General features: G+C 60.4%; 9 protein-coding genes. 3 read left to right on the plus strand and 6 right to left on the minus strand.

Annotated features, from left to right (window positions below):
* The 3 genes from G407_RS25835 to G407_RS0105190 form a co-directional block, all read left to right on the plus strand.
* Positions 1 to 253, plus strand: a 253-nt coding sequence (locus G407_RS25835) for an ATP-binding protein (RefSeq protein ID WP_029029961.1), incomplete at its 5' end; no start/stop codon positions are given.
* Positions 250 to 1,854 carry a ParB/RepB/Spo0J family partition protein gene (locus tag G407_RS0105185; RefSeq protein WP_029029962.1) on the plus strand — a complete coding sequence of 535 codons (1,605 nt, stop codon included), beginning with the start codon at positions 250 to 252 and terminating at the stop codon, positions 1,852 to 1,854. The genes G407_RS25835 and G407_RS0105185, both read left to right, overlap by 4 nt.
* A 203-nt stretch (positions 1,855 to 2,057) precedes the next feature.
* On the plus strand, positions 2,058 to 2,294 hold the full coding sequence (locus tag G407_RS0105190; RefSeq protein WP_029029963.1) for a hypothetical protein: 237 nt from the start codon (positions 2,058 to 2,060) through the stop codon (positions 2,292 to 2,294).
* 50 nt (positions 2,295 to 2,344) lie between these two features.
* Here the strand turns inward: G407_RS0105190 and G407_RS31560 are convergent, their stop codons facing one another.
* The 6 genes from G407_RS31560 to G407_RS0105215 form a co-directional block, all read right to left on the minus strand.
* A complete protein-coding gene (locus G407_RS31560) occupies positions 2,345 to 2,959 on the minus strand; it encodes a PIN domain-containing protein (protein WP_156917475.1) in 615 nt (204 codons plus the stop codon).
* Entirely contained in the window at positions 2,937 to 4,118 is a 1,182-nt protein-coding gene (locus tag G407_RS30925) for a helix-turn-helix domain-containing protein (protein ID WP_084327327.1), read from the minus strand. The genes G407_RS31560 and G407_RS30925 overlap by 23 nt, the downstream gene beginning before the upstream one ends.
* Positions 4,118 to 5,479: a 7-cyano-7-deazaguanine synthase gene (locus G407_RS30930; RefSeq protein WP_084327328.1), complete on the minus strand. Its 1,362-nt coding sequence runs from the start codon at positions 5,477 to 5,479 to the stop codon at positions 4,118 to 4,120. Before G407_RS30930 ends, G407_RS30925 begins: the two co-directional genes overlap by 1 nt.
* Complete coding sequence (locus G407_RS31565) at positions 5,476 to 6,036, minus strand: hypothetical protein (protein WP_156917476.1); 561 nt, start codon at positions 6,034 to 6,036, stop codon at positions 5,476 to 5,478. Before G407_RS31565 ends, G407_RS30930 begins: the two co-directional genes overlap by 4 nt.
* A gap of 117 nt (positions 6,037 to 6,153) precedes the next feature.
* Positions 6,154 to 10,644, minus strand: coding sequence for a calcium-binding protein (locus tag G407_RS30935; protein ID WP_084327329.1), 4,491 nt, complete (start codon positions 10,642 to 10,644; stop codon positions 6,154 to 6,156).
* An 805-nt stretch (positions 10,645 to 11,449) separates the two neighbouring features.
* Positions 11,450 to 13,081 (minus strand): HAL/PAL/TAL family ammonia-lyase, encoded by a 1,632-nt coding sequence (locus G407_RS0105215; protein WP_029029966.1) that lies wholly within the window; start codon positions 13,079 to 13,081, stop codon positions 11,450 to 11,452.
* Positions 13,082 to 13,138: the final 57 nt, after the last annotated feature.

Consider the following 13,138-nt stretch of genomic DNA (forward strand, 5'->3'; position numbering starts at 1 on the left):
CGTCTCTCGCCGCTACGAGCGTGGCGCCATGCTCGTCACCTCGAACCGCGCCATCGGCGAGTGGGGCTCCGTGTTCGGCGATCCCGTGGTCGCGACCGCCATCCTCGACCGCCTCCTCCACCACAGCCACGTCATCACCATCCGCGGTGAGAGCTATCGGCTGCGCGAAAAGCGCCGGAGCGGCCTTCTGCAGAAGGCCGCTCCGGCGCCTCACAACACCACATCAACCAGCGAGGGGGTCAGGTCCTCGTGACGAAAGGGGGGCAGTTCCGGCTGACGCTTGACACCAGCATCGAAGGGCTCGCCGCCAGCATTGCGCAGGACGGGCTGCTGCAGAACCTCGTCGTCACGAAAGGGCGCGGCAGCCGGTTCCGGCTGGTGAGCGGCGAGCGCCGCTACCGTGCCCTGAAACTGCTGGCAGAGCGCGGCACGATCGCGACCGACCATCCGGTCGCCGTCGAAATCCGCAAACTCGGCAAGGACGAAAAGCTGCGCATCGCGGCCATCGAGAACATCCAGCGGGAGAACCTCCCGCCGCTCGATGAAGCCGCCGCGCTGGCCGCGCTGATCAGGCAGGGCGAGGGGCTCGATGACCTTGCCGCCAAGACCGGATTGTCGGTCACGACCATTCGGCGCAGGCTCGTGCTGAACGATCTTTGCGGCGCGGCGAAAGACGCGCTTGCAGATGGCCGCATCACCCTCGCGCAGGCCGAAGCCCTGACGCTCGGCGATCACGAAGCGCAGGCGAACGTGCTCGATGATCTCGCCCGTGGTGGTCATTACGAATACAGCGCCGCCGCCATCAGGGCGCATTTGCTCGATGACCGCCCGACCGTCGCCATGGCCATCTTTCCGGTGGAGCGGTACACGGGCACGATCACGACCGACCTCTTCGCCGATGGCGAAACCAGCTACTTCGATGACGCGGAGCAGTTCCTCGCCATGCAGAAGGAAGCGGTCGCCGCGCTGGCAAATGATTTTGCCGACAAGGCGGCATGGGTCGAGGTGACCGACCGCTACAGCATCCCCGCCTGGCAGTACGAGGAAGCGGAGGAAGGCGAGCAGGGCGGCGTACTGATCAATCTCACGCCCTCGGGCCGTGTCGAGGTGCGCGAAGGGCTGATCAGGCCGGAAGCCGTGGCAAATGACGAGGATCTCGCGGAGAACCCGCTCGCCCCGAAGAAGGAGCGTCCCGCCTACAGCGCTACCCTTTGCCGCCTGATCGGCTGGCACAAGAGCGCCGCCGTCGCGGAATTGCTGCTCGCCAATGCGCGGAAGGCGCGGGAGGTATCAGTCACAAGACGGCTTGCCGCGTTCAGGCCGCACGAAGCCCTGCCTTCGCTCTCAAAGCTGGAGGACACGGGCATCAGCATGGACGCCACCGAGATGCAGCTGCGGCTTTGCGCCGGATGGCTCGGCATCGAAATCGCGGACGATGCGCCGCTCTGGTCGCAGTTTCCGGGCTATCCGGCCTGTGAGCGCGACCTCTATGAAGCGGTCTGCGCTCTCACCGATCACCAGCTGGAGCAGGTCGACACGCTTCTGACCGCGTTCTCCTTCGGGCAGGAATCCTGCGATCGGCTCGATACGCAGGACAGCTTCTTCAACCGCGTGGCGCGTGATCTGAACGCGGATATGCGTAACCACTGGAGCCCTGACCGCGCCTTCCTCGAGAAGCGCAGCCGCGACCAGCTTCTCGAAATCGCGCAGGAATGCGGCTGCACCGACCTGTACGGGCGCGGGCTTCTCGCCAGCTACAAGAAGGGCGAGCTCGTCGGCTGCCTGCTGCGCCACTTCACACTCGCCCGCAGCGCGGCGGAGCCGACAGACGCGCAGCGCAAGGCGCGGACGTGACTTCCCGATGCCATGCTGTTTCCCGCCGTTGACAGGCGGGAGGAAGACGCAGTCGCGGAGGCGGCGTGAGCGCCGCCATTCACCTGAAAAAATCAGGCGCGCCGCCTTTTGCGGCGCGCCGTTTCATTTGACCAGCCCGTGACCAAGCCGTGTGGACGCTCGGCTGTCATCCTCTTCAGATCACCAACGAAGGAGATGAGGACATGAGCACCCGAGAAGAAGATCGCGCCGGACGGTCCTATGTCGAACCCGATCAGGCAGCCTTGATCGCCAATCCGGACGGTACGTTCACCTTGCTACTCCCAGCCGACGGTGAGCAATTCGTGAGCTCTAACTATGTGGCGCTCGTCGGTGCCGCCACCCTCATGAATAGTGATCCCGAGTTCCGCGCATTTCTCATCGAGCATGTTGTGTCCGGGATGCAGAAAACGCGGCATTGACGATTATCGGGCTCCCTACGGGGAGCCCGATATTAATGGTCTGGGTGCCTTCAGCACGCGACCCTGACCGAAGTTGGAAGGCTGTTGCAGGTTGCCGCTTCTTCGCGGCCGATTATGTTCACCACAAGATCGATTAGTTCATTGGGTACATGCATTCGAGCGCGGCGGAGCGCTTTCAGGATAGCCTCGATTTGACCTTCTTTGCCTAGAGTCCTTCCTACAAGCGGATGAAGAAGCAGCTCGGCCGTGCAGCAGACTTTCAGGCTTTTAAATCGCACCGCGCAAATTGCTCGTGCTTTGCGCTCGTCGATCATGGCATACGCACCCTGATCGATCGCATACGCGACCGTAGCGGCTTCGCCGTCGTCGAGGGTCTGCCGGGCGCTACCCTCGATCAGCTCCCCGTAAACCGCACTGCATGCCTCGGTCAGGCGGACCTCACTGATAGCGGCTTGATCTATCAGCGACTGAAGGAAACCCGGTCGCGCATGCCCGCGGCGTTCCCCGTTCAATAGCTCGGCGCAGGCGTTTGAGGTGGCGAAGAAGGGGTTGTCGAAGGCGCGGAGAATTTCGGCCGCGCGCTCGGTGGCGTGCAGATTTATGACTACGCTTGCATCAAGTACGACGGGAATGTCGGGCGCATCAGGAAAGCTTGATAAGCTCATTCGCCTCGCTTTCCTCGTTCTCGACACCATCAAGAAGCTCGCGAACTTCATAGCGGTCAAGCTTTAGAAGCTGGGCCAGTTGCCCTTCGCTGTAGAAGCCTCTCTTGGATGCTTCGCGTGCGAGCAGGGCAAGTCGGGGCGGGACTGGGCCAGCCGCCGCCACTGAATGGACGTTTCGGTCTGCAGCGTCTCCTAATGCTTGCCTAACCTGCTCGCGGGTAATGCCCCCGTTGGCCTGAAACCAGTCCCAGGTTCCATTCCTCGCAAGCTTCAGTTCTTCGAGCCGGCGGGCCATTGCTTCCCGCGATACGCCGAAGATATGGGCGAGCAGGATGATGTGGCGGCGCGTCAGGTGAGACTGGCCTGCAGTTACCTCGGCAAATCTCTGCCGGACAGCTCTTGCCGGAGTCAAAAAACACCGCGCGAAAGCATTCGCGTAGCGCTCTTCTCGCGACGAAGGCTCCTCGTCGGTAGTGAGGACCTCCGGTTGACGTCTCGTCGAGTTGAAGTGTCCGAGTTCGTGCGCCCCGGTCTGAGTGATCCGCTCGGCGGGATGGTTTGCGTTGAGCAGCATGCAGGCGCCGACCGCATCGTCATAGGCGAACAGGCCGGAGACTTTGCCGTCAAGACGGCGCATATAAACCCTGATGCCGAGCTGCAATTCCATCAGGGTAATGAGATCGAGAACGGGACCCGCCCCGAGACCCAGCCAATCGCGCATTTGTTGTGCATCATGCTCTGCCTGTGCGGAGACGTCTCCTGGCAGTATCGGCCTTTCGGGCGGGTAGTTCCGGGTCTGCCCTACGCCGAGCGCATTCTCAAGCTCTACTTCTGCGCTGACCAGATCGTTCAATAGCCGAACGGCTTCGTCGGTCCCGGCATCATTGCTCTCGGAGAGTTTGCGGAAGCGCGGCACCATGTCCAGATGGATCGCTTCCTGCCTCAGGAGTGCGTTTGCAGACGTGCCGTATAGAGCCGCAAGCTCCTGCAGCTCGTTGGTCTTTATCCGGCGTTGGCCTTGCTCTATCGCTACAAGGGTCGTGCGGGCTACGCCGATAGCATTGGCAGCATCGGCCTGTTTAAGCTTTACTGCTTCACGGGCGATCCGCAGGCGTTCCCCGACCTGTATGTCCGTAAGTCTTGGATCAGGAATGGTCATCAGTCAGCCCTTGACCACTGCTTTGCGAAAGAGCGTGGACCCAGTGAACGCATGTAAGTCTTCCATTCATCAGCATGACGATTGAGTAGCTCGAAAAGCTGCCGTTCGGTCTCATCGACAGTCAGGTCGAGGGCAGGGCCAAGGAGATTTGCGTGCCGGCGCAGCACCGGCCGCGCCTCGTTCTTTGCCAGATCCGCCAAATGATCCAGATGCATCACGCCTGCGATCGCGTATTCGCGGAATGCGCCACTCATACGTTTGAAGCCGGGCTCGACGGCCTTTTCAAGCGAAGGTGCCGTCATGTCCTTGCAGATGTAAGTATCGTCTGACTCAACGAGCCCGGCAGCGTGGACGCTCAAGCGGCGCAGCATGCAAGCTGCGCAGACACCGCACTGGCGGTGCCCGCCATTGACGGAGCTCCACTGACTGTTGCGCCAGCAGGACCTGGTCGAAGACCAGCTTTGATCGCCCGTCTCACGGACGAACTCGGCCAGCGTTTCTCCCTTGGTATGCCAAAGGCGCGGGAACTCATACCGCATGCTCCTGCCAAAAAGGGCGCTCACGAACCGCTCCATGCGCCGCGCAAACAGCGGATGGTTCCGATAGTCCGGATAGGCATGTCCGACAGGAACGATGGCCGGTCCCAGCGAACCCTGACCGCTTTCCGGCAGGATCATCCTGGTGGCGTCGGTAAGATAGGCTGCGATAGCCGCAATGACCGCAAACTTGAAGCCGCGGCTGCGGGCGCTGCTTTCCCTGTTCGGCATGTTCGCCGCTACGGTGTACGGGACGGCAGTGAATGGCTCATTGGCGGCCCGCCGATCGCTGGTGCCCTTCCGGATGCGCACGCGTACGAGCTTGTTTCCGGGCTGGGATTCAAACAGCCTTGCCACCGCAAGCGAATCCATCCCCTCGCTGAAAGCTAGGACTGCATTAGTGGCAGTGGGTATGTTCAGATATTCCTGCACCGGGGGCGAGGCAGGAACTTCGACTTGCCTGAAGTCGATGGACCAGTAGTCGCCGGTCAGAAACCCGATTGCCTCGTGCAGCGCATCCGAAATTTCAGGTGAGTTCCACCGCGCTGGATCATGAACCGGAATGCGCAGAGAAAGCTGCCGCGGCCATCCTAGCGACGGGCGTTTTACGACCCGATCTGCATATTCAATTGCAGCCGCCACCACCATCGCGTCGTGGATTGCACTCTCCCAGTTTGCGAAGGCATAGCTCCGCAAAGCATTAGTCGAGAAGGTGACGTCCCGTCCCAGCGCAAAGACTATATGGTCGCTGGAGGTAGTTCTGCCCGGCTCAACGACGTCGATTATCTTCGTGGGAATCGCCCCGATCAGAGCCCGGGCGTTCATAGCGGAGGTCCTTCATCAAGCCCGGTTTGTTTCGGCAGGCGCAGGCTGCGGGCAGGTCGGGCCGGGGCGAGAAATTCGGAGGCCAAGGCTCCGAAGTCGCATTGGCTGCGGGCAGCATCCAGGCGCGATCTGACGAACCGCGCGCTCTTTGCACCTGCCTCACGCAGATAGTGCTCCTCGACGCTTCGAAATTCGCTCCGCGTGTAGTCCGCAAAAGCATTGGCGAGAGCTTTACCATAGGCAGCATCGCCGAAATGACCGTCCCGCACAGCTTCTATGCCCGCGTCGATAATGGCGTTGCCGAGGCCCGATCCTCGACAGCCCTGCCGTGCGGCTTCCAGTTGTTCAATGCGCTCGTTGGGAAACAGAGAAGCTTGATCTCCGCCGCCAAATATCGCCCGCAGTTGCTCGAGTGGTAGCTTTCGGGCGTCTTTGCGCAGAGCGAGGGGCACCGCCTCACGTACCTCGTCGGCCGCATAGGCTGCCTTTGCAGCCCGCTCGGCAAGGTCGCGCCAGTGCCGTTTCATCGGCAGGCTTCTATGAGGTCCATCGCTCATCCCGAATCTCCATGTCAGGACAATAGCAGAAAATAGCTGACAATGTCAAACATGAGGAGCGTGGGTGAAAGTGGCCAGTGCGGCAGGCCGGCCGGCCTGCCGCAGGATCGTTATTTCTTAGTGCGTTACGAGTACGCCCGCCGTCTCGAGCGCGCTGACGTTGGTGAGGCCGGTTACGCCGAGGATCGAAGCGACGGCGACGAAATTGTCCGCGCCGCCGTTCTGGTCGATCGAGAGCGTCGAGTCCGTGCCGTTGTCGGTGATCTGAATGAAGTCGGCGATGTCGTCGGTGCCGTGGGTGTAGTAGGTGTCCAGCACGTCCGAGATGTCTATTACATCCCCCTGGCCTACGCTGAAATCCTTCAGCACATCGACATCGTTGAAAGCAGAGGCCGCTTCGAAAATGAAGCTGTCTGCGCCTGCGCCGCCATACAGCGTATCGAGGCCGTCCTGCCCGTAGAGCAGGTCGTCATCGGCGCCGCCGTGAAGCAGGTCGTCACCGTCACCGCCTTCGATGATATCTTCGCCGACGCCGCCATGCATGTCGTCGTTTCCGGCGCCGCCATCCATCGTGTCATTGCCCGCCCCGCCTGACATGGTGTTATCATTCGCGTTGCCCGCAGAGAGGTCGTTGCCGCTGCTGCCGACGAGCCAGGAGGCGTAATCAGGAAGGCTCGTCGTAAAGCCGTCCTCGAAGCTGATCGTCTCTACGTGATTAGCAGCGTTGCCGTTACGGAGGTTGTTGACGATCAACTGGCCGGTCGTGCCGGAAGCCGTGATGACGGCCTCGTCGAACCCGGAGTTAGCAACGGAGATATCGGCGATGGTGAGGCCACCGGTCACCATGATGGTGTCGGAGCCGCCGGTGTCGGTGGCGGTGTCGTTTCCTTCATCTGCCGTCCAGTAGTAGGTGTCATCGTCGGTCGCGCCGTTGAGATTGTCGTCTCCGGCTTCGCCGTACAGGTGGTCGCTGCCAGCATTGCCATTCAGCGTGTCGTTGCCATCACCACCATATAGCGTGTCGTTGCCACCTTGGCCGCTCAGCGTGTCATTGCCGCCGTAGCCATAGATCGTGTCGTTCGCGCCCGCGCCTTGCGTCACGCCGGAGATCGTCTGACCGGAGGCGGTGCCATAGGTCGTGATATCCATGGTGAGAAGGTTGATGTCACTCTCACCGGCGATCCGCAGTGTCTCGAACCGGTTCGCCGCCGAGAACTGCCCTTGCAGGGTGATCTGGTTGGCCGCGTTGATCGCGATGATCAGGTGGTTCGCATTGACGCTGATGTCCCGGTAAATCTCGATGTCGTCCAGACCGTAGGAAGCCGACAGTTCAACGATGTCAGCGGTGTCGTTCGTGTTCTCGGTGTAGCTGTCGAGGCCGGACGTATAGAAGAAGTGGTCATCTCCCGAGCTTCCGAGCACCGTGTCATCACCGGTTCCCGCCGACAGGTAGTCGTCGCCGCTGCTCGCGCTCAGGTAATCGTCACCGCTTCCGCCGTAGAGGTAGTCGTTGCCGGCATTGCCGTTGAGCGTGTCGTTACCGCCAAGCCCGTAAAGCGTGTCGGAGTTCGAGGTGCCGTAAAGCGTGTTGTTGGTCTCGTCGCCCATCGTCGCCGTGCTGACGGTGGTCAGGTCGACGGTCGTCGTGTTAGCGTAGACCATGCTCTCGACGCTGCCACTGAGATAGTGGTTGGTGATGTAGATGCTGTTATCGGCATCGAACCACACTTGAAGGTCGTTGCCGAATTTCAGGTATTGCGGGGTGATCCCGTTCCAGGCGGCATCGAGGTGGAGCTCTTCCGTGCCGCCGGTTTCGCTAGAGATCACGTCATTCCCTGAGACGAAGACATAGGTGTCATCGCCAAGGCCGCCCCGCAGTTCATCGTCGCCGGCGCCGCCGTCGAGATGGTCTGCATCCGCGCCACCATCGAGGGTGTCGTTACCGTTTCCGCCATACAGCGTATCGACGCCTGCGCTCCCGTTCAGCTGGTCATTGCCATCTTCGCCGTGAAGCGTGTTGGCGAGGTAATCGGTCTCGTTCGGCCCATTGCCATAGATCGTGTCGTTGCCGGCTCCGCCGTAGATCGTGTCGGCGCCGAGGCCGCCTGAGACCACGCCGTAGAGCGTGTCAGCGCTGGCCGTGCCGTGCATCGTCCAGTTCTGGCCATCGAGGTCGTAGGTTGAGGTGTCGGAGAATTCGATCTCCTCGACGTGACCGCCGCCGGCCGCATAGTTGAACTGGTTCTCGATGATGATCTGGCCGGTTTGCGTGCCGGTGTCGATGTCGATAATCAAGCCGGTGTTCGCGACCCGAGTGAAGGTCAGGTCCCCAATGTCGATCCCGGCACCGAACACAATCTTATCCTTGTGGCCCGTACCCGTCTGTTCTTCGCGAATGATGTCGAAGCCGTGGCCGAGGTCGTAGTGATATTCGTCATTGCCGCCGTTGCCGCGAAGATAATCCTGCCCGCTTTCTCCAGAGAGCACGTCGTCCCCAGAACCGCCATTGAGTTCGTCGTTACCGATACCACCTTCAAGAGCGTCGTGACCGTCGTTACCATTCAACGTGTCGTACCCTATTCCGCCAGTCAGGGAGTCATTTCCGGCGGTACCGTTGAAGGTACTACCGTCGGGCGCATCCCAAGCGAGGCTGGCCACGATCCCGCTTAGCGACAGGCTGTTATCAGATGCGAAAATTGCGTCATCAAGATAACTTTGGTCTCCTACCGAGAGGTTATTTACGCCTACTGAATATTCTATAACTCTGATTATGTTCTGCCAAAATTTGTCTACATTCGTCATAGTCCCGGCCAAAGTCTCTAGGGTGTCGATAGAAGACCTGTCGATACCGGCCACTCCGGTAATCTCGTTTGTATTAATACTATACAGAAGGTAGCCGTCGAACAGAGCGGAACCCCCGGCTTGTGCGATTATCACGGCATATATACTGTTGAAAGCATCGTAGAAGGCTTCTTGAAGCTCCAAGCCGGCGAAAGCTCCAGGATTGGATTGACCAATAGAAGTTTGCTGAGTGTAATCAGTTCCTGCTAGTTTTTCGAGAAACCCAAGTTGACGAGCATCGATGTTTGGTCCACGCGCATCAGAACTCACATCATCGACCCCGGCCCAACGATACATTAAAGACTCGATAAGATCCGACGCTGTATCATCATCCGTAAAAATACCAGACAGTGTCGCGTTACTGATAGCGTTAAGAATAGAAATGGTCGAATCTGGATCGCTAGAATTGTTATCCAAGCTTGCTGCTCCGTGTAGGGGTAGCAGATTACCCATACCCTGGTAGGTCGGAAGGTCCAGGGCTTCCCTGTCCAGAAGATATTCAGCGGCATTTATGGTATTTGCATTGTTGTGGACGAACCAGACATCTACTGCATCGAGTGTTCCAGTCAACGTAGTGACGGTTGACTCATGCGTTACCGGATTGCCGGCCAATTCATATGAGACTAGGGTGCTTGCAAGAGATATCCCCGTTATGCCTAAACTGTCTAAGGATGCGAGTTCATCCGGGCGAGAAACTCCGTCCTGATGACTGTCGGCCCACACAAGAAGCTTGGTCCACACTGCATCGTTACCGTCGATCATGCCATCTTCGTTAGAGTCGTATCCCGCCAGAACTGAGAAACCGTCGAGCGTGTCATTTCCAAAAAGCTCGCTGTTATCGTCAATTATACCATTTTCGTTCGCATCAATGGCAAGTAAGCCGTCATCGTCTGTGACCCAGCCGGTGAGTTCTGCAAAGCCGTCGAGATCAAGATCAAAGTAAGCGTGACTATCTTCGAGAGAAACCAGTTCAATTCCGTCTCCATCGAGGTCGATTACGATCGGAGAAATGATATTCAGTATCGCATTCCCGAATTTAGTTAAAACATTTTCGAGCGGGTCCGGTATGGCCCATCGGGCTAAACATAAAGCATTCTCTAGAAGCTCTTGCCCCGCGATCAGAACGGAATCGACTCCGTTCAGCGCTATATCGTTCATGCGCTCTGTTACCGCTGAGACGGCCGAAGACGTTATGTCAGCAATCGGATCATTATTCGTGAAGCCGTCGATAATACTGGACCAACCCGAATCGATGGCCTCAGTAATGATGAAGCCTAGGGGGACGGCAATCTGCGGCGGTAGTAGCTTTCCGATGGCCAAGTTCGCGCCGAGAATTGCCGCAACCTTTGCTTGCTCAGATGTGGCGCCATTGAGATCTAAATCCGCGGCCGCTGAATGGATGCCTACGGCGACGGCTGCGCCTCCCAAGGCGATCGTCATCTCATTGTAATATGGAGCGTCTCCCGGCAACATGATCTGCGGTCCGTTCGCGAGCTTACTATAGTGCCCTGCGCCTACGCCGAGGCCCGCTTGGAGGATTGTACTACCCCAATCGCTTGCTGACTTCTCCAAATACAATGATTTTCCTAGATCGTAACTATCAAAGAGATCGTTAATTGCGTCTATATCGTTCTGATTGGTCGCTTCTTGGAGCGCAGCCGTTCGAAGCATGTCTTCGAAGTCGTGAAAGGCAACATACTTGCTGCGTAAATCCGAACTTACGTCGGTAAATAGGTCAATAGCGCCGAGAGGGTCGAGACAAGACATGAATTTCTCCTTGAAAGAATTTAAGTTATTGGTCTAGTCGAATTACGCGTGGAAATGCTTTAAATATAGAGAACGACCAAGCAGTAAATGCGACTAAAACAAATGCTTGGATGTAAGGCTCGTCGGCGAGCTTCCGGTGTGAAATGATAAGAGCTAAATAGGCAAGCCAGAATGGCGCAACGTGAAACATCTGGGCACCGAGATGTAAGAAGCGATGGTGAAATCGACCGATCTCGTGATTTGCAATAAGAGCTAACACGAACGAAACTACAGCAGAGAGGGGGATCACATCTACTAGCTGCATGCCTTTCAGCCCGTGAAGGTTCATGAATAACGGGTTGCCTGGAAGCGACGACTGAAGCGGAGTCTGAAAAATCACTAGCAGTAGGATTAGGAAGAACGCGTGAAGTTCTCGGTATGCTGCAAGCTCGGGGTAATCGCCTCCATTACCTGTCTGTATAGAATTAGAGAAAAGAGTATTTTTGTGGTTATTGGCTATCATGGATGTGCCTGTAATATAAGCTTCGTAGTATTATGAGTTGCGCAACATTAAGTTGCAACTACTTTTGTTGTTCATTGTTCAAACGTCTCCGGCTCTCCGGGTCTAAGGCCGACCGAGTTAGTCTGCTGAAGCAGTTGCGAGCCCCCGCAACCAAGTCCACCGACACGAAGCCCCAGCGGTCCCCCGCTGGGGTTTTTTGCGTTCGGGCGGGGCCGACGCATCCTGCCGCCGAGCATCCTCTCGCCGAGCATCCTGTCGCCGATCCACCGCCGGTCGGACGTATGCCCGCTGCCGGTGTCCGGCTCACTCCAGCGCGCCGACCGCGTCCTCCACGGCCCGGACGACCGCGCCGGAGCGGACGAGCTCCAGCGCCTGCGCCATCTCGGCGGCGTACCAGCGGTCGCCCTCGAGCGCCGGCGGGATAACGGCGCGGATCGCGTCCAGCGCGGCCCGGGAGCCGCGGCCGATCGGGTGGTCCGGCGCGATCGCCTCGACGAGGGAGAGCGCCTGCGCGGCCATCAGCAGCTCGCAGGCCACGACCTGCTCGGTGTTCTCGACGACGGTGCGCGCCTTGCGGCCGGCCCAGGTCGAGTTCGAGACGTGGTCCTCCGCGTTGCCCTTGCCGGGGATCGAGTCGACCGAGGCCGGCATGGCCAGCGTGCGGTTCTCCATGACGAGCGCCGAGGCCGAGCACTGCACCGTGGCGTAGCCGGTGTTGAGCCCCTTCTTGCCCGCGAGCAGGTTGCGCGGCAGGCCGTAGCTCATGCCCGGGTCGATCAGCCGCGCGAGCCGCCGCTCCGAGATCGAGGCCATGTCCGCCATGGCGATGGCGAGCAGGTCCATCGCCTGGGCCACGTACTGCCCGTGGAAGTGCCCGCCCGAGAGCGAGACGTAGCCGCCGCGCCCGTCGTCGACGATGAGCGGGTTGTCGGTGGCGGAGTTCAGCTCCGTCCCCACGATGCGCTCGACATAGGCGACGGCCTCGTCGGCCGGGCCGTGGACCTGCGGCGCGCAGCGCAGGGAATAGACGTCCTGGACGCGCGGTGCGGCGGGCGTGCCGGGCGCGCGGCTCTCCTCGGGAAAGACGACGTCGCGGGCGTCCTGCGTCGTGCGGCGCGAGCCGTCGAGGATGCGCAGGACGTTGCGGGCGACCTTCATCTGGCCGGGATGCGGGCGGGCGCGCTGGATGCGCGGATCGAACGCGTCGCGCTCGCCGCGCAGCGCCTCGAGCGACAGGCACAGCGCGATGTCGGCGGCCTTCAGCAGGCGCCGGGCGTCGTGGGTGGCGAGCACCGCGAGGGCGAGGGACGTGGTCGAGCCGTTGATCAGCGCGGACGCGTCCTTCGCGCCGAGCGCGATGTCCGGCTCGAGGCCCGCCGCGGCGAGCGCCTCGCGGGCCGGCATGCGCCGGCCGCGCCAGATCATCTCGGCCTCCGGGAAGCCGCACACGGCCGCGGCGAGGTGGGCCAGCGGCGCGAGATCGCCCGACGCGCCGACCGAGCCCTTCTGGGGGACGACGGGGTGGAGCCCCGCGTTCAGGCAGGCGAGGAGGCGCTCGACCAGCTCGACCCGCGGCCCGGAATAGTTCGAGGCGAAGGCGTTGGCCCGCGCGAGCATCATGGCGCGGGTGACGTCCTGCGCGAAGGGCTCGCCGACGCCGGTGGCGTGCGCGTAGACCGTCTTCGCCTGGTAGGCCACCATCTCCGCCATCAGCACGCGATGCTCCTTGAAGAGCCCCACGCCCGTGTTGAAGGCGTACATCAGGGGCGCCTCGTCGTGCATCCAGTGCGCGTCGACGAAGGCGCGGGTCTCGGCGAGCCGCGCGCGGGCGGCGTCCGCGAGGTGGGCCGCGGCGAAGCCGCCCGCGGCGTCGGGGCGCGCCACCGCCACCGCGGCGTCGATGGTGAGGCTGGTGCCGTCGAGCGCGACGATCATGCCGGATCTCCTGAAGCATTGGCGCATCGAGCGTTACAGCGGCGCGGGCTGGCTGGC

It is taken from the genome of Salinarimonas rosea DSM 21201, from assembly GCF_000429045.1.
GTDB classification, from domain to species: domain Bacteria; phylum Pseudomonadota; class Alphaproteobacteria; order Rhizobiales; family Beijerinckiaceae; genus Salinarimonas; species Salinarimonas rosea.